This window comes from Sphingobacterium tenebrionis (assembly GCF_037126265.1).
Classification (GTDB): domain Bacteria; phylum Bacteroidota; class Bacteroidia; order Sphingobacteriales; family Sphingobacteriaceae; genus Sphingobacterium; species Sphingobacterium tenebrionis.
This window is the reverse complement of sequence record NZ_JAYLLN010000002.1, coordinates 121,972-143,813: the sequence shown is the minus strand read 5'-3', so window position 1 is coordinate 143,813 and position 21,842 is coordinate 121,972. Positions and strand designations below refer to the sequence as shown.

Here is a 21,842-nt window from a genome sequence, read left to right as displayed (position 1 = left end):
ATGAAAAAATTTGAAAAATTAAATTCTACGGTGGTTCCTCTACCGATAGAGAATATAGATACCGATCAGATCATTCCAGCTCGTTTCTTGAAGGCTACCACCCGTGAAGGATTCGGTAATAACCTGTTCCGTGATTGGAGATTCGACAGCAATGACCAACCTAAAGCCGATTTCGTAATGAATGACCCGACCTACCAAGGAAAAATCCTGGTAGCCGGTAAAAACTTTGGTTGTGGATCCTCCCGCGAACATGCGGCTTGGGCAATTCAGGACTATGGTTTTGATGTGGTGGTGAGTTCCTTCTTCGCCGATATCTTCAAAGGGAATGCCTTGAATAATGGGGTGTTGCCTATTACGGTGCCTGAAGATTTCTTGGAGAAGATCTTCGAGAAGGTATTCGAAAATCCGGAAACGGCGATTGAGGTAGATCTTGAAAATCAGACTATCAAAATTGCAGAGACAGGAGAATCCTATGCGTTTGAAATCAACCCATACAAGAAATCCTGTTTGATCAATGGATATGATGATATTGATTTCATCTTGAGCCATAAAGCGGAAATCGAAGCTTTTGAACAAAACAGATAATGCCGAAAAGCATCCATATTGATCGTTTAAACCTGGCCTATGCCGGGAAAAGTATATGGAAAGACCTTTCATGGACCATATATCCAAACGAACACTATGTTTTAGGCGGAAAAAGTGGGTCTGGTAAAACTTCTTTGGGCAAATACCTTGCTGCACATCATGATGCAGTTTACATCGCCAACTGGTATCAATTTACCAATTTAGAAGGCGATAGAAACTTTTACTATCAGCAGCGGTATAACCGCCACCAAGGAAAAGATACCCTGACAGTTCGAGCAGAACTAACACATTATGCCCAGAAAGAAGGATTAGACATTCGGGATATCCAACATAAACTGCAGGCCTTTGGCTATGAGGAGATGTTGGATTCCCAATTGATCGAACTTTCGAGTGGTGAACATAAAAAACTGCAATTGATCAAGGGATTATGGTTAAAACCAACCTTATTGATCATTGATGAGCCTTATACCGGCTTGGATAAACAGTCCAGAAAGGTATTGAACGAATGGTTGGATGAACTGGCAACAGAAGGTGTCCAGCTCATACTGATCACAAACGATGAGCAAGTTCCGAATTCCATCAATAGCTATGCGCATATTGTAGAAGGGAAACTTGTTCGGGAAGAAACACAGGATGCATTGATCCAGGATGCTGTACGGCAGCAAAAAAACATCCCGGAATTTCTCAAGGTCATCCCACATACAGATCATGAGTACATGTTCCAATTAAAGGATGTACACATCAAGTATGGTGAAAAAGAGGTGCTGAAGGGCATTGATTGGGAAGTGAAAGTGGGCGAACGCTGGTTGCTTCAAGGGGCGAATGGTTCTGGAAAGTCCACCTTGCTCAGCTTAATAAATGGGGATCATCCACAATCCTACGGATTGGATATCACCTTGTTCGGAAAGAAAAGAGGCTCGGGTGAGAGCATTTGGGATATCAAGGAAAAAATAGGGATGATATCTCCCGAAATGCATTGGTATTTCGATCAACAAGCCACCGTGTGGCATACCTTGGCATCAGGCTTCTACGATAGTATCGGTTGGTTTATCGATGTCAAATTCCAGGAGAAGAAACAGATCGAAGAACTGATGAACTTTTTTGATCTTACGGAATATAAAGATCAATTATTACACAGCCTTCCCTTGGGGAAACAACGCCTAGCCCTATTGGCGCGAAGCATCATTAAAAATCCGCCACTTTTAGTGCTGGACGAACCTTGCCAGGGATTAGATTACAATCAGGCAAGATACTTCAATGATGTAGTCGATGAATTATGCCAGTATGGGAAAACATTGATCTACGTGGGGCACTACGAGAGTCAGCTACCGAAAGGGATTGACCATAAAATTGAATTAGCGCATGGCCAGGTAAAAGCCATTGAACATAACATAGAAAACGTTTTAAAATAACATGAAGAAGAACATTCTTATTATTCCAGGTGATGGAATTGGACAAGAAGTTACAACTTGGGGTAAACAGGTATTGAACCGTATTGCAGAAAAATATAACCATGAATTTATTTTTGATGAGGCTATTATGGGCCACACGGCAATCGAAGCTACCGGAAATCCCCTACCCGATGAAACATTAGAAAAAGCAAAAGCATCGGATGCCATCCTTTTTGGTGCCATCGGACATGCTAAATACGATAATGATCCTTCCGCAAAGGTACGCCCAGAGCAAGGTCTCTTGAAAATCCGTAAAGAACTCGGATTGTATGCCAACCTTCGTCCTATCCTTTTGTTCGATGAACTTTTGGATGCTTCCAGCCTAAAACCGGAAGTTTTGCGCGGTACGGATATCCTATTCTTCCGTGAATTAACTGGTGATGTTTATTTCGGAGAGAAAAAACGCAATGAGGATAATACCTTCGCATCCGATCTGATGAACTACCACCGTTATGAAGTAGAGCGGATCACACGCAAAGCGTACGATGCAGCAAGAACAAGAAATAAAAAACTCTGCTCCGTAGATAAGGCGAATGTATTGGAAACGTCACGTCTATGGCGTGAAGTGGTTCAGGAAATTGCCAAGGAATATCCTGACGTGGAAACAGAACATATGTTCATTGATAATGCAGCCATGCAATTGGTGAAAAACCCGAAGAAATTCGATGTGGTACTGACCGCTAATCTTTTTGGGGATATCCTAACCGATGAGGCTTCGCAGATTGCAGGCTCGATGGGCATGTTGGCATCTGCATCCATTGGTGATGGAACTGGCTTTTTTGAACCTATCCATGGCTCTGCCCACGATATCGCCGGCCAGAACAAAGCTAATCCATTAGCTTCTATCCTATCCGCTGCTTTGATGTTAGATATTGCTTTCGGATTGCAGGATGAGGCCAAAGCGGTAACCAATGCTGTCTCGGAAACATTGAAAGCAGGCTGGAGAACAGGCGATATTGCCAATTCAGAAACCGCTGCAGACAAGATCTTGGGAACCGAAGAAATGGGAGCCAAGGTGTTGGAATTTTTAAAGTAAATTTTGAAAAAGAATAAACCAAGGTATAAACATAAATAGATATTGATATGTTACACGATCCTAATCACTTATATATTTTCGACACGACCTTACGTGATGGCGAACAAGTACCAGGATGTCAGTTGACAACCCCCGAGAAAGTCGAGATCGCGAAAGATTTAGAACGCTTGGGCGTAGATGTTATCGAAGCAGGATTCCCTGTTTCCAGTCCCGGCGATTTCCAATCGGTAGTGGAACTTTCCAAAGCGGTGAACGATGTGATCATCTGTGCGTTGACCCGTGCGAATAAGAATGATATCGATGTGGCTGCTGATGCACTTAAGTATGCGAAAAGACCACGTATCCACACAGGTATTGGCTCTTCGGATATGCACATCAAATACAAATTCAACAGCACAAGGGAAGAAATTTTAGAACGTGCGGTAGCTGCTGTAAAACATGCGAAATCCTATGTGGAAGATGTGGAGTTTTATGCAGAGGATGCTGGCCGTGCGGATTTGGAATTCTTGGCAAAGATGATCGAAGCGGTAATTGGCGCAGGCGCAACAGTAGTCAACATCCCAGATACCAATGGCTATTGCTTGCCTGACCAATACGGTGCTAAAATCAAGTACTTAAAAGACCATGTGAGTAATATCGACCAAGCCATCATATCGGCACATTGCCACAATGACCTTGGCTTGGCAACGGCAAATTCCATCGCCGCTATCCAAAACGGAGCCCGCCAGGTAGAATGTACCATCAACGGTATTGGCGAACGCGCAGGAAATACCTCCTTGGAGGAAGTAGCGATGATATTGAAGGTACATCAGCATTCGTTTGGAAATTTAAGTTCCAATATCGACAGCAAAATGTTCACTTACATTTCCCGTAAGGTGAGCGATATGATGAATATGCCGGTGCAACCGAACAAAGCCATCGTTGGCCGAAATGCTTTTGCACATAGCTCCGGAATCCATCAGGATGGTTTCTTGAAACACCGTGAAAATTATGAGATCATCCGTCCAGAAGATGTGGGCTTGGAAGAAGCAGATATCATATTAACTGCTCGTTCTGGTCGCCATGCGCTTAAACACCATTTAGAGCGCTTAGGTTATCATTTGGACAAAGATACTTTAGCAGATACCTACCAACGGTTTCTGGTCCTTGCAGACGCTAAAAAAGACATCTGCGACGAAGACCTGCTTACCTTGGTGAAATAATATTTAGATGAGCTTGGATTTATCAACCTTAACCCTAGACTCTCAAGCCGCAAAAGAAAGAATCAAAGATGTGGTTGTGCGCACGCCGCTGCAGTACAACCATCATCTTTCTGAAAAGTACGGTGCCGAAGTTTACCTTAAAAGAGAAGACCTTCAGGTCGTTCGTTCCTATAAACTTAGGGGCGCTTTCAACAAAATATCCAGCCTTTCTCCTGAAGAAAGAGCCAATGGGGTGGTTTGTGCCAGTGCAGGAAACCATGCCCAAGGCGTAGCCTTATCCTGCAAACGTTTGGATATCAAAGGCGTAATCTTCATGCCTGGGCCTACACCTCGCCAAAAAATTACCCAGACCGAAATGTGGGGAAATGGCAATATTGAGATCGTCCTGATCGGTGATACCTTCGACGATTGCCAAAAAGCAGCTTTGGATTATGCCAAGGAACACTGCATGACCTTTATCCCACCTTTTGATGACCTTAAGATCATTGAAGGCCAAGGAACGGTCGCTGTGGAAATCTTAGAAGATCTTCCGGATCTGGATGTGGTATTCATCCCTATCGGTGGTGGTGGTCTATCCTCAGGGGTAAGCTATTACTTCAAGAAGCATGCTCCGCAGGTCAAATGTTATGGTGTAGAACCGGAAGGTGCGGCATCCATGCAGGCTGCTTTGCAGCAAGGAGAACCCGTAGAACTCGACCAGATCAATAAATTTGTGGATGGTGCTGCCGTGAAGAAAATCGGCAAACTGACTTTCGATATCAGTTCCCAATTGTTGGATAGCGTGAAGTCCATTCCAGAAGGAAAGATCTGTACCACAATTTTACAACTGTACAATAAAGACGCTATAGTTGCCGAACCAGCAGGCGCACTTTCCATTGCTGCGCTGGAATTCCATAAAGAGGAGATCAAAGGTAAAAAAGTTGTTTGTATCATTTCTGGTGGCAACAACGATATCGATCGCATGAGCGAGATCAAGGAGATGTCTTTACTATATGAGGGCTTCAAGCATTACTTCATCGTTCGCTTCCCGCAGCGGCCAGGAGCATTACGCCTCTTGGTTACCGAAGTGCTGGGTCCGAAAGATGATATTACCCGTTTCGAATACATCAAAAAAACAGAACGCGAACGCGGTCCAGCGTTAATTGGTATTGAATTAAACAATCCAAATGATTATATTTCATTTATAGAACGGTTAAAGGAATACAAATTCGACTTTATCGAGGTCAATAAAGACCAAACATTGTTCGAATACCTCGTTTAAACAGCAACTAACCCTCCACTATAATAGGATGTAACGGCCGACAGAAATTGTTGGCCGTTGCTCTTTTACACGTAATCCCAACAATTTTTGTTACAATTCAATAAATTACTTCGCTTCAATCAAGCTCCTGAAAATTATTTTTTTGTTAATAATCAAACTATTACGCTTTAATTTTATTTTAGATATATAGAAACCTATAAAATCAGGAGGAAAACATGAAAGCTTATTCAATCATTTTATGCTTGATGGTCATGTGCAGCCTTGGCTTTGCACAAATAAAAACACCGCCACAAGCACCAGGTCAAAAAGCACCCGCTCAAAAAGCACCTGCCCAGAAACTAAGTCCAGCAGACAGTACGATGGTCAAAACCAACGATGGGGTTACCATTAATATCCATTACAGCAGCCCTTCCTTAAAAGGCCGCAAGATCGGAACGGAGGTGGCAGAATTTGGTAAAGTATGGCGCACAGGCGCAAATGCTACCACCACCATCTCCTTCGACAACAATGTCACCATCAATGGAAAAGCCTTAGAAGCTGGAAAATACGGCATCCATACCATCCCTGGCGAAGCCAATACCACCATTATCTTCAATAAGACTTGGGACCAATGGGGTACTAAATACGACCAGAAGGATGATGCGTTACGCGTTGATGTCAAGAACGACAAATTATCGAGCAGCCAGGAAAGGATGAAAATCATGGCCGATAAATCCGGCAAGGTGAGCATTGCTTGGGGAACTTATGGCGCTTCCTTCCAAGTAAAAGCAGCCAACTAGTAACCGCAGCCAAGAAGCCGCAAAAAGAAACTAAAAGAAACTAAAAAGCCCCCCAGAAATAATATCCAGGGGGCTTTTTTGATAACAAAGAGTTTATTCTTAAATATCCACTACCGCATCCATCATGAAATCCTCATTCTTCAAATGCACGATTTCGGTTGCTTTTTCGTAGTTCGTCGATTTCTTCGAGAAGAAATCGTGTTGTGTCGTCTCGGTGTTCAAACCGTTCAAAACAATCGGATTGACCTGCTTTACTTCAAAAATAGGATCAAACCCTAAGTTCATCAAGGCTTTATTACCATTGTAGCGAACGTATTCCTTTACCTCAGCTGTTAAACCTACCACCGTATACAATTCTTCGGTGTATTTGATCTCATTTTCATAAAGATCGTTCAATAAGGCTAAGAAACGTTGTTTCACTTCTTCCTTGTTTGGAAGCTTCGCAAATACTTCCTGCGCGATCAATCCTACGAATACTCCGTGGATGGACTCATCGGCAACAATCTTCTTGATGATATCGGCAGAGGCCACCATCTGTCCTTGTCCACATAACCATAATGGCAGGAAGAATCCAGAGTAGAAAAGGAAAGATTCCAACAGTACCGAAGCAGCCAAGGCCATGAACAATTCTTCATCCGTCACCTTTTCCTTATCGATTGCACGGTAATGGCTATCGATGGTAGATGCTTTATACTGTAAGAATTTGTTCTGGGCAACCCAACCGAATACATCGTTGATCTCGTTGGTGGTAGAAACCGTGGTAAAAATGGTCGAATATGATTTGGCGTGGATCGCTTCCATCATACACATGTACGATAATACAGCCTTGTTCTGTAAGGAATCGATATGATCGATGATCTTAGGCATACCGGTGTGGCTCTGAAGGGTATCCAACAGTGTCAAACCACCTAAGGCTTTCTTATAACACTCTTTCATATCCCAACTCAATCCTTTCCAGCTATCAATATCCTTGGAAGGAATGTATTCCGTATCGATCCAGAACTGGCGGATATTTTGTTCCCAGAACATCAATGCATAGTCGTTGTCCGGTGTATTCCAGTTTACGGCTGTAAATTGTTTACTCATTTTTATAGGTGTCCCCTCTTTTTAATATTTTAATAATTCTTTTCTGACAGCTTATGCTGAACAAGAAATACATTCTTCAATAGTTGATTTACGCGTACGGGTATAGTACAGCGATTTTAATCCCAGTTTATGGGCGTAGATGTAATATTTCGCCAAGTCACGGGTAGAATCCTTTGAATTCGTGTGCAAGATCGTCGATACCCCTTGGTCAATGTGACGTTGGATCACCGAGATCAGTTTCAACACCTTCATCTGATCCATATCGTATGCCGATTTGAAGTAGAAGTAGTTATCATTCGTCAAATAAGGCATTGGGTAGTAAGTGGTACTATCTCCATACTCTCTCACCTCGATGATGTCCACGATTGGCATAACAGAAGCCGTCGCGTTCATGATGTAAGAAGTAGATTGGTTCGGAGCAATGGCCAAACGGTAAGCATGGTAGATACCGTATTCCGCCACCTGTGCTTTTAGGTTTGTCCAATCTTCTACGGTTGGAATATGGATGCCTGCGAACAATTCCTTCACCTTGTCGGTTTTAGGTTGGAATTCACGGATCAAATATTGATCGAAATACGTTCCATCCGCATAGCCCGATTTTTCAAATCCTACGAAAGTTCTTTGGCGTTCCTTAGCAATCTCCATCGATGCCTCCAGCGAATAGTAGTTCATCATCATGAAGAAGGTATTGGCGAAATCCAATGCTTCTGTAGATTCGTACATGATGAAACTCTTCGCTAAATACCCATGAAGGTTCATGGCACCTAGTCCTACCGAATGCAATTCGCGGTTAGCTTTAGCGATGGAAGGAACCATTTCGATATCCGTTACATCGGTTACTACAGTCAAGGCACGCATAGCGGTCTTCACCGTTTCCTTGATGCGTTTATTATCCATCACCGTTGCGATGTTCAAAGACCCTAGGTTACAGGAAATCCCGTAACGGATGGTATCTTCTTTACCGTAGATGTTGATATCAGAAACTTCCGAGATCTGCATGATCTCTGTACATAGGTTCGAGAATTTAACTCTTCCCAATCCGTTCAACGCGTGTGCACGGTTGGTGTTCTCCTTGAAGAAGATGTATGGGTATCCCGACTCTTTTTGCGTTTGTGCAATTTTCACTAACAAGTGACGGGCATTGATTTTTTTCTTTTTAACGTTAGGGTTCGTGATCAGTTCATCATACATCACGTCCATATCCAACTCATCCAGGTACTGACCATACTCCTGCATAACCGTATGCGGATAGATCAAATAACAAGGCTCATCTTTCTCTGCCAATTCCATGAATTTATCCGGAACGATGATACCGATAGATAAGGACTTGATACGTACTTTCTCATCCACATTGATTTTCTTACAATCCAAGAATTCTTCAATGTCCGAGTGGAAGATATTCAAATAGACAGCTCCTGCACCAGGACGTTGTCCCAATTGATTGGCATACGAGAAGGTATCTTCCATGATCTTCATGATCGGAAGAACACCACCTGCGCGGCCATCAACCCCTTTGATCGCTTCACCGCGTGCGCGGATCTTCGAAATATTGAAAGACACTCCACCACCAATAGATGATAATTTCATGGCCGAATCCACCGCGTAACCAATACCGTTCAGGTTATCGCCGATCTCATCCAAGAAACAGGAAACCAATTCGCCGGAACGTTTCTTTCCAGCGTTCAAGAACGTCGGGGTAGCGGGTTGATATTCTTGATTGATCATGATCTCTGCATACTCGATAGCTTTTTGAACGCCTTCTTCTCTTGCTAAGAACAAAGAAACCGCCACCACACGGTCTTCGTAACGCTCTAGGAATTTCTCCCCCGAATCATCGCGAAGCGCATAACTTTGGAAAAACTTGAAGGCCGCCATAAAAGATTGGAAACGGAATTTCTTTGCATACACAAAGTTGAATACCTCTTCCATTTGCTCAAACGTAAACCATTCGTAGAAATTGATGTAATAGTTGTTTTCTACCAAATAATCGATTTTTTCCTTCAAGTTGTAGAAGAACACGGTGTTCTTGTTCACATACTCCAGGAAATAGGCGCGCACAGCCTCCTTGTCCTTATCAAGGCTGTACTCGTCATCATGTTTGATCATGATTTCGTTATTAAGCAATATCCAATTTTTCGCTACCTCGTTTGCTATCATAGTATTGATTTTTAATGATGTCAATAAATTGATTAATATCTTCCAATGTACCAGAAAGTTCGAATTTCATGGCCGTTGGGATTTCGAATTCTGTGCTGATCTTATCAGCTGCTATCGCATAGTTCCTTCCCCAGTTGCGGTTTCCGCTGGATGTTACCGAGTAGATCATATGGCTTTGCATGGTCAATAACTGAGCGGTCTTATCCGGTACTTTACCAAAATTGGTGGTATAAGTGACCAAATGTCCCGGCTCCGAGATCTCCATATGCTCCTCAATACGGATGGCTTTCCATCCCGTAACTTGGATCACCTTGTTGATAAAGCGCTCCACATTACCGGTTCTTGAATCGTAATATAAATTAATCATGGTCCTTTAGGTTTATGGATTAATTACAGGGCAATCTGATCCAACTCTTCTGGCTTAAATCCGATGATTCTATTTTTGATTTCGTCGTTCTCCAATACAATCACGGTAGGAACGGTACGTACTTTGAACTTAACAGCTAATTCCGGCTCATCAAATGGATTGATAGTTTCGTAGGCAATACCTTTGTTGTCTAGGTAAGCCGATACCTGTGCGCATGGTGCACAGTCATTTTTTTCGAATTTAATGATTCTTGCCATGTTATATTAAGTTGAAAAAGAATTTGGGCTTTTTGGGCTCTGCTTCTTTGTTTAAATAAAAAAACGATTGAAATGAGATGGTTTCATACTCATGTAGAACAAATATCCCATATTTTTTAACGTAGGAGGTAATGATACTTTTCCACATTCATGTGGATTCCGTTGGTAAAACCCACTTGGTTACCTCGAATAATTAGTAAGGTGTTCGTTTTCAATTCACTGAGGATGTTGATAACTTTAAATTAGCACTTTGTAGCTATTTGTTGACTCCCTTTTTCTTCCTCTTTTTATTGTCAAAATATAAGAGAATTTTTGGTTAATTATAACAAATTAGTTATATATAAATCTTCCCTTAGCATCCCAATAATATATTGTTAAATTAGCGTTATCAATTTCGAAACAAACACCCAAATGATTATGAAATTCAAATTTTTATTACCCTTTTTATTTCTGAGTTCTTTTGGAAGCCTACAAGCTCAAGAAAGCTTGACCTTTCAAAAACCACCAACAGAAATAATGGCACTCGCCGATTATCAGCGACCTCCGACCGTAAGGATCAGTACCGATAAAAAATGGGTACTCTTCTCCTACCGCCCAACCTACAAAAACTTGGCAGAACTGGGCGTGGAAGAAACCAGATTGGCCGGTCTACGCATCAATGCCAAAGCGAGTATTTCTAGTACCGAAACCTACTTTGATGCCTTGAGCCTGCAGTCTATTGATGGCAAGGACCTGATCAAGATCAACCTTCCGGAGAATGCCTTGATTTCCAATATCGATTTTTCCCCAGATTCCAAAAAACTGGCTTTCACCAATACCAATGAAAATGGCGTTGCCCTTTTCATTTACGATATTGCCAGTAGAGAATTGAAAAAAATAACGGATTACAACCTGAATGCCATTGTACATTCACCGTTCACTTGGTACACGCAGCCGTCATCGCGAGGAACGACGCCATCTTCCGACAAACTTTTAATAAGCTTGGTCAATCCATCTACCGCTCAAACCGACAAGAAAAACAGCTTGGCTACCGGTCCGATTATTTCCAATGCGGATGGTACAGTTTCCCAATTAAGAACTTACCAGGATCTGTTGAAAACACCGGCTGATGAGGCTGAATTCCAACGTTTGGTCACTTCCAACCTGGTTTGGGTAGACCTTTCCGGAAAAACGGAACCCTTCAAAGCTGCGGATATGTATATGGGCTCTTCCATCTCTCCAGACGGACAATACGTGATGGTCACAACCCTTAAAAAACCATTTTCCTATGTGGTTTCTTTAGGAAGTTTCCCTACCGAGACCAATGTATATGACCTGAAGGGCAACCTGATCAAAAAAGTGAATGAAACTGCATTGATGGAGATCATGCCGAAGGGCTTCTCTTCAACCCGTCCTGGAAAAAGATCCATGTCATGGCGTTCGGACAAAGCAGCAACCCTATCCTTTGTTCAAGCATTGGATGGTGGAGATGCGAACAAACCAGCGGAATTCCGTGATGAGCTCTTCAACTGGGAAGCTCCATTTCAGGCGGAGCCAAAATCAATGATGAAAATCGCAGACCGCTATGCGGGAGTGGTTTGGGGGAATGATGACTATGCCTTGGTATACAGCCAATGGTATGATACCAGAAACTCGAAAACCTACCTGTTGAATCCAAAAACCGGAAGCAATAAGGTGATCTATGATAGAAATAGCCAGGATGTATATTCCGATCCGGGATCGCCTTACCGCGATAAAAATGAATTCGGAACGTACAGTATGTACATCAAAAACGGAAAATCCTACTGGATAGGTTCTGGATTTACCAAAGAAGGTGAATTCCCTTTCATCGAAGAATACGACTTCAAGACCGGCAAGAAAAAACGCATTTATACAGCGAAGGAATCCGATATGCAGGAACGTATCAGCTCGGTGGTCGACATCGAAAAAGGCGATATCTTGGTATCCCTTCAATCGGCTTCCCAATTCCCGAACTATTACGCGAAAAACATCAAATCCGGCAAGCAGTCAGCCGTAACCAGCATCGAGAACCCTTTCAAATCGTTGGATGGAGTGCACAAAGAGGTGTTGAACTACAAGCGTAAGGATGGGGTGGAATTATCCGGTACACTTTACCTTCCAGCAGGTTATGATAAGAACAAGAAGGAAAAACTTCCTTTATTGATCTGGGCTTACCCAAGGGAGTATAAAGACAAATCCACTGCCGGACAAAGTACAGCCAATCCGAAAGAATTCACTTTCCCAAGTTATGGTTCCTTCATCTATTGGGTATCCCGTGGTTATGCGGTACTGGATAATGCAGCCTTCCCTATTGTGGGCGAAGGTAAACAAGAACCGAACGATTCCTTCATTCCGCAATTGGTGGCGAATGCTGAAGCAGCCATCGACGCCGTTGATCAATTGGGTTATATCGACCGCAACAAGGTGGCAGTTGGTGGACACTCCTATGGTGCTTTCATGACCGCCCATTTATTGAGCAACTCCAACCTATTTGCAGCTGGAATTGCCCGTTCTGGAGCTTACAACCGTACCTTGACGCCTTTTGGTTTCCAAAGCGAGCAGCGTAACTTCTGGGATGACCCGCAACTGTACATGACCATGTCGCCTTTCATGAGCGCACATAAAATGAAAACACCTATTTTATTGATCCATGGTGCAGCCGACAACAATCCTGGAACATTTACCCTACAGACCGAGCGTTACTTCCAAGCCTTGAAAAACTTGGGTGCAACTGCCAGAATGGTGATCCTTCCAGGTGAATCGCACGGTTATGCAGCGAAAGAGAATATCTTCCATGTCCTTTGGGAACAAGATCAATTCCTAGAGAAATATGTGAAAAACAGAGCGGCAACGAAATAAGCCTAATCACATAAAAAAATAAGCGGGAATCAATTTTCATTGAATTCCCGCTTTTTATTTGAGAAAGGTATTTTACTTAACCACCATTATATCCTGGATTCTGTTTCAGATTTGGATTAATGGCCATTTGGGTCTGTGGAATCGGAAAGATTTCCTTGTTCACATCACCCGTTGCTTTATGGTCCCACCAAGTTCCAGTGGTGAACTTACCAAAACGGATCAGATCGGTCCGGCGCTTCCCTTCAAAGATAAACTCCCGGCCGCGTTCAGCCAACAATTCATCCAGTGTAAGGGTTGCGGTTGTATACCTGTTGGCCGTCCAGTCAGCTGCCGCAAAAGCACGTTGACGGCTGGAATTGATCAGGTCTACTGCCGCTTGATTGGCAGCTCCACCATTCTTACGCATTAAAGCCTCCGCTTTATTGAAGATCACCTCGGTCAAGCGATAGATCACATAATCATTCTCCTGATAATTCTCGTCGGAGGTAATTCCTGATTTATATTTGTTGAATCGAGCGCCGGAGTTTTCTTCCCCTTCAGCCATGGATCCTTCCGATGTTTTATCACCCTCACTTTCCCGACGGATGGAATTCACGAAGGATAACGGTTGTTTGGCATATTCTTCCGTTCCCAGCACCGGTGTGGTCGTCCCGCGTTTGTACTGTGGTCCGAACAGGAACCAGTCTTTTTTACGAAGATCCTGTGCATTGTAGGCATCGAAGGCTGTAGGGATCACCACAAAGGCATTCCATCCGCCATAACTTACGCCCAATGCTTCTTTCATATAATCATAGCCCATAAAGAAGCCTCCCCAATCAAAGGTGAATCCGCCCTTACGGCTGTACTGAAATTGAAAGATCGATTCTGGATTTGCCGAATTGGTATTGCTGAAGATCGCGTTGATGTTCGGGGATAATTTTGGTGTTCCACCAATCCCGCCACCAGCACCGCTGATCACCTTATCCGCCGCCGCGATACATTCATCCCACATCGGGGTTCCCGTCCATTTTTGGGCGTTCAGGTAAAGCTCTGACAGCATGGCATAACCCGCCGCACGGTTTACTTTACCCACCGTTTCTGCATTCAGATCCGGAAGTTTGGTCACTTCTGCTTCCAACTCCGTTTTAATGAAATCGAACACTTCCTTACGAGTCTTGGTCTCCGGATTTACAGGACTGTTGGCAACTTCTGTCACAATGGGAATATTCCCCCACATGTCCATCATGCGGATGTAATGGTATGCCCGAAGGACCTTCAGCTGTGAAACCACGGATTGTACCTCTTCCGCTGTCATGCCGATTTTTTCAGCATCCAAGGTACTAATGTCAGCAATCGCATTGTTGACAAATCCTACCCCGGTCCACATGAGGTTCCATGCATCGCGCATCCGGTTTTCCGTTTCTGTCCAGGTGTGGTAGTGCATACGGAAATGGTCTCCACCATCATAACCATGACGACCTTTCTGTGGCCAAGCAAGTTGATCAGCCGAAAGTTCAGAATGGTAATAGAATGCACTTGCTCCAGTTGGTGCCAACCAGGCCTGCATATGCGTAAATGGACGTAAGGCCGCCTGCATCACCTCCAGTTTGTTCTTATAGAAAGATTCCTTCTCCAATTTACTGTACATGGTCTCATCCAGGTTGGTACAACCTGTCATCAGACTTGTCCCAATAAAAAGTGCAGCCGCAAATCGTATCGTTTTTTTATCTAGTAATTTCATAATTCCCTCCTTTAAAAGCCAATATTTAATCCCATCGTCCATGATTGCGTCCTCGGATAAAAACCACGCGAATCTATCCCGCCATCAAAACCAGTATCCTGCAGCTCCGGATCGATCCCTGAATAGGACGTAATAGTCGCAATATTTCTTGCTGTCAGGTATACATACATATTGCGGATCAACGGGGTCTTGGTTCTGATGTTATAACCTAAGGTGATGTTGTCAATCTTAACAAAGGAACCATTCTCTAGGTAGTAATCGGAATACTGTGGATCATCGTTCAATTGATCATGCTTTCCAAAAGCAGACTCAAAAACATTGTTCGGAATCCATTTCTTGTTACCAAAGAACATGTCGGCCGTATTTAGGATATCATACTTGAATTTTCCTCGAAGGAATACCGTCAGGTCAAAACCTTTATAGGTAAAACGGTTACCCAGGGAAGCCTGGAATTTTGGTATCCCGTTTCCGATATACGCACGGTCATCGTTGTTCATATCTCCGGCATGGGCGGTGCTGCCATCGGCTTTATAGAAAAGCCATTTCCCTTCGTCATCGAATCCGGCAAAACGTTTACCATAGAAATTCCCGATCTCGCCGCCTTCTTCCAAACGCATGGCATTACCTAAATTCCCCGGACTAGGAAGTCCTCCGAATTCCAACCAGTTGCTTTTGAAGATATCGCTGGAAAGTTTCGCCAATTTATTTTTCTGGTAATTACCGGTGAAATCGACCTGCCAGGTGAAGTTTTCCCTAGAGATTGGGAAAGCGGTCAATTGCAGTTCCACCCCTTTGTTCACCACCTCTCCTACGTTATACCAAATGCTTGGCTGCACATAGGCAGGCAATTGCGCATTATATTCATACAGAAGGTCGGTGGTCTTCCGATGGTAGACATCCAATGCACCAGTGATCTTGCTGTTTAGGAGCGCAAAATCCAAACCGATGTTGGTCTCTGCCTTCTGTTCCCATTTCAGATCCGGGTTGGCATTGTTCTCTACACCATAGGTCTGGTAATATACCCCATCCTGTGGGTAATACCCGCCCGTACCTAAACGGATAAAGGAAAGGTAATTCGGGATCCCTTGGTTACCTGTAACCCCATATCCAGCGCGAAGTTTCAATTCATTGACCACGTCCTTGTTGCCGAAGAAATCTTCGTTGCTGATGTTCCAACCAGCGGAGATCGCTGGGAAGTTACCCCATTTATTGTTCGCTCCAAACTTAGAGGAACCCTCTCTACGAAGGATCGCCGTCACGAAATATTTATCCGCATAATTGTAGTTAACCCTTCCAAAGAAGGCGATCAGCGTATTTTCATCCTTGAAAGATCCTAAAGCTGGTCTAGGGTATTTGGTATTGATGATAGCTGTTCCGGAATTGAAATCCCAATCCAGGAATCCATCGGTGGAAAATCCCGAGTTCGACATGTTGAAATACTCCGCGGTCATGTATTGGTAACTGTAGCCCAATAGACCGGTGAAGGTATGTACATCGTTGAAGGTTTTGTTATAGTCGATGGTACTTTCGAACGTTTTGGTCCAGTTCAGGTCGTTACGCTTATAGGCATATCCTGTTCCATCATATTCGGTATCATCCGGCCGTTGGTCCCAATCCAGGATCGACCGATATTGTCGGTCATTCCAGTTGTCGCGAACGTAGGAACCGAAGGCGGACACGCTTAATTCATCCAATATCTGGAATTTCAAGCGAGCATCTCCGGAGAAGGTCTGCTGGTTTCGCTCTTCGATCCTATGGGCCAAACGGCTCATCGGGTTATAGTTGTTATATTCTTGTGTTTGATAGTAGGTCCCATCCGGATTCATGATGGGTGCCGTCGGATTTCTTTGGATAGTCTGCTCAAAATCGCCTGTCTTTCCGCCTAAAAGATTGGCCTTATTGAAATTGGCAGCCAGGTTAGCGGTCAATGTCAAACGGTTATCCAAACCTGTCTGATTGAAGTTGATACGCCCTCCAAATTGTTCTCTTCCATTCTGTTTGGCAATACCCTTAGCATTTTCATAGTTGAAGGATGCCCGGTAAGTGGAATTTTCTCCCCCACCACTGGCGATGAAATTATGGAAATGGGAAAAATTGTCCTTATTGATCAGCTCATCGTATAGATCGGTGGAAGCACCAAGATCAAGATCGGGTTTGTTTTCACCCTGAACGATCAGCTGTCGGAATTGATCGGCACTTAACATGCTAGGTTTTCGGTTGACTCTTTCGGTCTGTCCATAGGTCATGTATTCGAATTGGGCGGCTCCTGCTTTCCCTTTCTTGGTAGTGACCAAGATGACCCCGCCATTACCGCGGGTACCATAGATCGCAGCGGCGGAACCGTCCTTCAGGACATCGATGGATTCGATATCGCCCTGTTTGATCAGATCCAAGTTCCCGCCCGGAATACCATCGACTACAATCAAGGGTGAATTGGTTCCTTTTAGGGAAGCCATACCCCGTAATTGGATGCTGGTACTGGAATTGGGATTGCTACCTTGGGTACGGGTGATGTTCAGACCGGCCACTTTTCCCTGAACAAGGTCCATGGGACTACGCATCCCGCCTTTATTGAAATCTTTTTCTTTTACGGAGGCTACAGCAGAGGTGATTTCCTTCCTTCTTTGTGTACCGTATCCGACCACCACTACTTCCTCCAGACTTTCTTCTTCGGAAATCAGATTGACATTGGCCATGGTGCCACTAACGGTGACCTCCTGGTTGGCGAAGCCAATATAGCTTACCTGTAGGACATCGCCATTTTCGGCGGCAATGCTGAATTTTCCGGAGGCATCTGTTTGGGTGCTGGCATCCTTTCCTTTGACCTTAATGGTAACCCCTGATAAGGGTGATCCATTGGCACTGTTCTTCACCGTTCCGGTAACTGTCTGTTGAGCGATTACGGAATTTACCTCAACGGTGGCAGCTTTAGGCATGGCATTGGCATACCCATAGCTGCAGGCCAAGAGGGCAAAGCATAAAATACTCCCCCGTACAAAGCCTGTGCGATGATTTTGTTTACTGTAATAGTTCGGCATGTTAATTAACGTTTAGTATATAATTATTTAAAGGTTTATATGTTTCAATGTAATTACTAAAACGGTTTAGTTTTTTAGTAAGATTTGTATCAGATTAGTTACAGTAAGATTAAAACGCTGGCTAAATAGATTTATTATCCATGAGTTGTTAATTTTTGGAAAAAATTGGAAAAATTATGTTAAATGTTGAGGTGGAGGGGGTTGGGTGGTGGTAGGTTGTTGGAAATTGGTTGAGGGGTGGTTGAGCAGTGGTTGAGTGGTGGTTAAGGATTGGTTGAGTGGTGGTTTCCTTCCGAGCGAAAGTAGGATGAAAGTAATGTGAAAGTATGTAAAATGTATGTTTGGCATATAAAAACACGGTTTAAATATGCTTTAAGCATGATTTTATAGCGAAAATCATAGGTTTGGTTACTGTTTCTTGTACTTTTCCCCGTCATTGCGAATCACTCCGTCATTGCGAGGAACGAAGCAATCTTTGGACTGTGTCATCCTGCGCATCGTCGAAGGATCTGAACGGTTGCATACGAACAGATGCTTCGACTGCGCTCAGCATGACATGGAGAAAGATTGCTTCGTCGTACCTCCTCGCAATGACGCGGAAAGTACCTCCTCGCAATGACGCTAACCCCTTCAATGAGGTCCTACCCACAAAAAAACCTAAAATTTTAACCTTGCGTTCATTTCCGCCATGGCGGCTTGATCAAGCAACCATTTCTTATTGTTTTTCCGTTCTCCTTTCCAATCCTTATAGAACAATCCATTCTCATCCTTCAGATTTTCCCAGGCATAATCCAAATTATCCTTAAAACTCTGCAAATAAACCGGATCCCTATCCACCTGGTACAACTCCACAAATCCCCTCATCATCACCGCAATAAACCAAATATCCGAATTCTTCAATAACCTGAACCTTTTCCCTGCCCTTTCCTCCTCGTCATGGAAAAAATATCCATGAGCAGATTTCGCAATGGCTTGCGCATCTTCCAAATACCTCTTCTCCTTCCCTACTTCATACAACAACACCGCAGCCTGCAACATCTGTCCGGAGTTATAAGGAAATTTCGCCCTTCCGATCTTCCCCGACAAGGTCACATGATCAAAATACAAATGGTCCGTCGGATCCTGTAGGTTTTTCTTCGTCCAAGCATACAAGGAAACAGCTTGATCCAAATACGTTTTCTTCTTGGTTGCCTGATATAGTTTCATCAAAAAAACAACACCTGGTGCATTGGAACAGGTATTCTTTGATTCCTTTTTTTGTTCACACCAATAAATCCCTCCGCCTAATTTATCATCCATCCCGCTCGCCACAAAGCGCCAGATTTCTTCCGATTTCGCCAAGTACTTTTTGTCTTTGGTAGCTAAGTACAGATCCGCAAAATCTATCCCCAGCCAGACATTATCATCGTAAAACCGATCCGATTGCCGTGCCGTTCGTACATAGGAAGCATAGCCCACCGGTGCTCTTTGGTCTATATACTCCTCCAATCCGGTCAATACCTTCATATCGATCTCCTTCCTCTTGGCCTTGTTCTTAGGTTGGCTTTCCAAAAGAGCCACCTGCGCAGATAAAGTACCGGAAAATGGCCAGAGGTAGGAATACGCATTCCCTTTCGGAGCGGGTTTATTATCCCCCAGATAACTGGCCTGATAGCCTGCATCAAAAGGATAATTTTCGCGCAACAAGAAACTTCCATTCACCGCATAATGGGTATAGATGGAATCCAAAATAATTTGAGCCCTTTGTTGTGGGCTAAGTTTAGCCGGTTTGGGCTGTGCTGACGCAAAGCCCGTATCCAGGATAAATAAGAAAAAAAACAGGTTGGTTAGGTTGATTATTCTCATCTTATAAATTTCCTTTTTTAAGTTCTGAAACAGCATGATCTACGGCCCTTGCTGCAAAAGCCATATAAGTCAGGGAAGGGTTCTGGGTGGATGTCGAGGTCATGCTCGAACCATCCGTCACATATACATTTTTACAGGCGTGTAGCTGGTGCCATTTGTTCAACATGGAGGTCTTCGGATCCAGGCCCATCCTTACGCCGCCCATTTCGTGGATATCCAATCCCGGTGCCTGCCAGGCATCATTACGTTGGATATTCTTAAAACCTGCTGCCAGGAACATCTCTTCCATCGTATCGAGATAATCCTTCTTCATCTTATTATCATTATCATCGTAATCAACCGACACCCGCAACAATGGCATTCCCCATTCATCTTTCTCCTTTCCATCCAAGGCTACATAATTAGAAGCCTTCGGTATGGTCTCCCCCATCATATGCGAACCCACGCCCCAGTTTCCAAGCTTCGGGTTGAGGATGGATTCCTTAAGCGAAATCCCTAATCCAGATTCATCCGAATAAGAGGAACGGTAGGCTCCAAAACCAGCAGCATAGCCCCGTAGATAATCCGTTTCCTGTTTATGCAGGTTACGGAATCTCGGGATATAACCACCACCGGCAGGGTTCCTACCATCGGTTTTATAATCCAGATAGCCTTCATACTCCGCAGAAATCCTTGCGCTGTAATTGTGGAAGGCCACATATTTACCCAGCGTACCACTATCATTTCCCAAACCATTTGGAAAACGTTGGGAGGTGGAATTCAGCAGCAATAAATTGGAATTGAGTGCCGCAGCATTCAGGAAGATTACTTTCGCGAAGAAATCGATTTCTTCTTTGCTGTCCTTGTCGATGACTTTTACCCCTATTGCCTTCCCCTTGCTTTCATCATATAAAATAGAATGCACGACGGAATTTGGTCGTAAGGTCATATTTCCAGTCTTTGCTGCCCAGGGTAAGGTAGAGGCATTCGAACTGAAATAACCTCCAAAGGGACAGCCTCGCTGGCATAAGGTTCTATTTTGACATTTCACCCTGCCTTGATCGATGTGAATCTGATTGGCATGGGATAGGTGCGCACAGCGGGCAGAGATCACCTTTCTTTCGGGATATTTCTGCTCCACTTGCTGTTTGAAATATTTTTCGACGATGTTTAGCGGATAGGCCGGTAGGAATTCCCCATCCGGTAATTCCGGAAGACCATCCCTATCCCCTGCAATACCGGCAAAACGTTCCACATGATCGTACCAAGGTTTGATATCCGCATAGCGGATTGGCCAATCCACGGCAAATCCATCTCTGGCAGGACCTTCAAAATCAAAGTCCGACCATCGCTGGGTCTGTCTTGCCCAAAGCAAGGATTTACCCCCTACCTGATACCCCCTGATCCAATCGAAGGGCTTTTCCTGCACATAGGGATGCTCCTTATCCTTCACAAAAAAATGAGCGGCATCCTCATGAAAAGCATAGCAACGGTTAACGATCGGGTTTTCCTGTTTTACCGCATAGGGCAGTTCATTCCGATGTTCAAATTCCCAAGGATAGAGGTTCGTGGTGGGATAATCCTTTACATGTTTCACATCCCTTCCACGTTCCAGGACCAAAGTTTTCAGCCCCTTTTCACACAATTCCTTAGCTGTCCATCCCCCACTGATTCCAGAACCGATCACGATGGCATCGTAAGTGCGGTTATCTCGTGTATCTATATTCAGATTTGCCATTTTTATGCCTTGATTTTTAACGCCCCATCATACCTAGCAGGAACCAGTTCATAGATCAATTTATTCTTCATCACGTATTCGGAATTCTTATAGCCTTGGATACCGCGTCTTTTCAGGATGCGGAGAAAGACATCGTCCTTTGGAAGACCTTCCAAATAGCTCATCAATTCGGTTTGAGGATTATTTTGAGGTTTAGGCACCGCTTTTAGCCCCTTTAGGAAAGCCTCCTGGTTTTCGGGACTTTCGCAATCATCGACCATCTTCATGACGAAGAGGTGCAGTTTTAAATCTTTTGCTCCAGGGCTATCGGTTTTGGGGATGATGGTTTCCAACAGTTCTGCCAAGAGTTCCTCATCGGCCTTGGTCAGTTTGATCTGTTTTAATGCTATGCTGGGGGCTTCCGCGCTGAAGTCGCAAGAGGAAGCAATCCAGATTCCCCCTGCCAGCACGAAAAACTGCTTTAGCGCCGTCCGTCTATTCAT

General features: G+C 43.9%; 16 protein-coding genes. 7 read left to right on the top strand and 9 right to left on the bottom strand.

All coding sequences use genetic code 11. From position 1 onward, the window contains the following. The 6 genes from leuD (at position 1) to VJ786_RS01840 (ending at position 6,314) form a co-directional block, all read left to right on the top strand. Complete coding sequence (leuD, locus tag VJ786_RS01865; protein WP_099368177.1) at positions 1 to 585, top strand: 3-isopropylmalate dehydratase small subunit; 585 nt, start codon at positions 1 to 3, stop codon at positions 583 to 585. Continuing rightward, on the top strand, positions 585 to 1,997 hold the full coding sequence (locus tag VJ786_RS01860; protein ID WP_134776255.1) for an ATP-binding cassette domain-containing protein: 1,413 nt from the start codon (positions 585 to 587) through the stop codon (positions 1,995 to 1,997). The genes leuD and VJ786_RS01860 overlap by 1 nt, the downstream gene beginning before the upstream one ends. 1 nt (position 1,998) lies before the next feature. Then, positions 1,999 to 3,072, top strand: coding sequence for a 3-isopropylmalate dehydrogenase (leuB, locus tag VJ786_RS01855; protein WP_134776256.1), 1,074 nt, complete (start codon positions 1,999 to 2,001; stop codon positions 3,070 to 3,072). A 47-nt stretch (positions 3,073 to 3,119) separates the two neighbouring features. Further along, positions 3,120 to 4,274: a 2-isopropylmalate synthase gene (locus VJ786_RS01850; protein WP_134776257.1), complete on the top strand. Its 1,155-nt coding sequence runs from the start codon at positions 3,120 to 3,122 to the stop codon at positions 4,272 to 4,274. A gap of 7 nt (positions 4,275 to 4,281) precedes the next feature. Continuing rightward, positions 4,282 to 5,535 (top strand): threonine ammonia-lyase IlvA, encoded by a 1,254-nt coding sequence (gene ilvA, locus VJ786_RS01845; protein ID WP_134776258.1) that lies wholly within the window; start codon positions 4,282 to 4,284, stop codon positions 5,533 to 5,535. Positions 5,536 to 5,750: 215 nt separating this feature from the next. After that, complete coding sequence (locus VJ786_RS01840; protein WP_245153267.1) at positions 5,751 to 6,314, top strand: DUF2911 domain-containing protein; 564 nt, start codon at positions 5,751 to 5,753, stop codon at positions 6,312 to 6,314. A gap of 99 nt (positions 6,315 to 6,413) precedes the next feature. On the opposite strand, the gene nrdF is transcribed toward VJ786_RS01840, so the two are convergent. From nrdF to VJ786_RS01820, 4 genes are read right to left on the bottom strand one after another with little or no spacing between them, the layout of a single operon-like run. After that, positions 6,414 to 7,400, bottom strand: coding sequence for a class 1b ribonucleoside-diphosphate reductase subunit beta (nrdF, locus tag VJ786_RS01835; RefSeq protein WP_099368172.1), 987 nt, complete (start codon positions 7,398 to 7,400; stop codon positions 6,414 to 6,416). 51 nt (positions 7,401 to 7,451) lie between these two features. Beyond that, on the bottom strand, positions 7,452 to 9,506 hold the full coding sequence (nrdE, locus tag VJ786_RS01830; protein ID WP_336557108.1) for a class 1b ribonucleoside-diphosphate reductase subunit alpha: 2,055 nt from the start codon (positions 9,504 to 9,506) through the stop codon (positions 7,452 to 7,454). Between the two features lie 10 nt (positions 9,507 to 9,516). Further along, positions 9,517 to 9,924 carry a class Ib ribonucleoside-diphosphate reductase assembly flavoprotein NrdI gene (nrdI, locus tag VJ786_RS01825; protein WP_099368170.1) on the bottom strand — a complete coding sequence of 136 codons (408 nt, stop codon included), beginning with the start codon at positions 9,922 to 9,924 and terminating at the stop codon, positions 9,517 to 9,519. 23 nt (positions 9,925 to 9,947) lie between these two features. After that, positions 9,948 to 10,181, bottom strand: coding sequence for a glutaredoxin family protein (locus VJ786_RS01820; protein WP_099368169.1), 234 nt, complete (start codon positions 10,179 to 10,181; stop codon positions 9,948 to 9,950). 417 nt (positions 10,182 to 10,598) lie between these two features. Between VJ786_RS01820 and VJ786_RS01815 the strand changes: the two genes are divergently transcribed. Next, positions 10,599 to 13,040: an alpha/beta hydrolase family protein gene (locus VJ786_RS01815; protein ID WP_134776260.1), complete on the top strand. Its 2,442-nt coding sequence runs from the start codon at positions 10,599 to 10,601 to the stop codon at positions 13,038 to 13,040. Between the two features lie 76 nt (positions 13,041 to 13,116). Here VJ786_RS01815 and VJ786_RS01810 read toward each other — a convergent pair whose 3' ends face one another. The 5 genes from VJ786_RS01810 to VJ786_RS01790 all read right to left on the bottom strand — a co-directional run bounded on the left by VJ786_RS01810 (position 13,117) and on the right by VJ786_RS01790 (position 21,842). After that, the gene (locus tag VJ786_RS01810; protein WP_099368218.1) at positions 13,117 to 14,760 is read right to left on the bottom strand and encodes a RagB/SusD family nutrient uptake outer membrane protein; all 1,644 of its coding nucleotides are present in this window, start codon (positions 14,758 to 14,760) and stop codon (positions 13,117 to 13,119) included. Positions 14,761 to 14,771: 11 nt separating this feature from the next. Beyond that, positions 14,772 to 17,798: a SusC/RagA family TonB-linked outer membrane protein gene (locus tag VJ786_RS01805; RefSeq protein WP_134776261.1), complete on the bottom strand. Its 3,027-nt coding sequence runs from the start codon at positions 17,796 to 17,798 to the stop codon at positions 14,772 to 14,774. Between the two features lie 657 nt (positions 17,799 to 18,455). Continuing rightward, on the bottom strand, positions 18,456 to 19,643 hold the full coding sequence (locus VJ786_RS01800; RefSeq protein WP_134776262.1) for a glycoside hydrolase family 76 protein: 1,188 nt from the start codon (positions 19,641 to 19,643) through the stop codon (positions 18,456 to 18,458). Between the two features lies 1 nt (position 19,644). Beyond that, positions 19,645 to 21,360 (bottom strand): GMC oxidoreductase, encoded by a 1,716-nt coding sequence (locus VJ786_RS01795; protein ID WP_134776263.1) that lies wholly within the window; start codon positions 21,358 to 21,360, stop codon positions 19,645 to 19,647. Between the two features lie 2 nt (positions 21,361 to 21,362). Further along, the gene (locus VJ786_RS01790; RefSeq protein WP_134776264.1) at positions 21,363 to 21,842 is read right to left on the bottom strand and encodes a gluconate 2-dehydrogenase subunit 3 family protein; all 480 of its coding nucleotides are present in this window, start codon (positions 21,840 to 21,842) and stop codon (positions 21,363 to 21,365) included.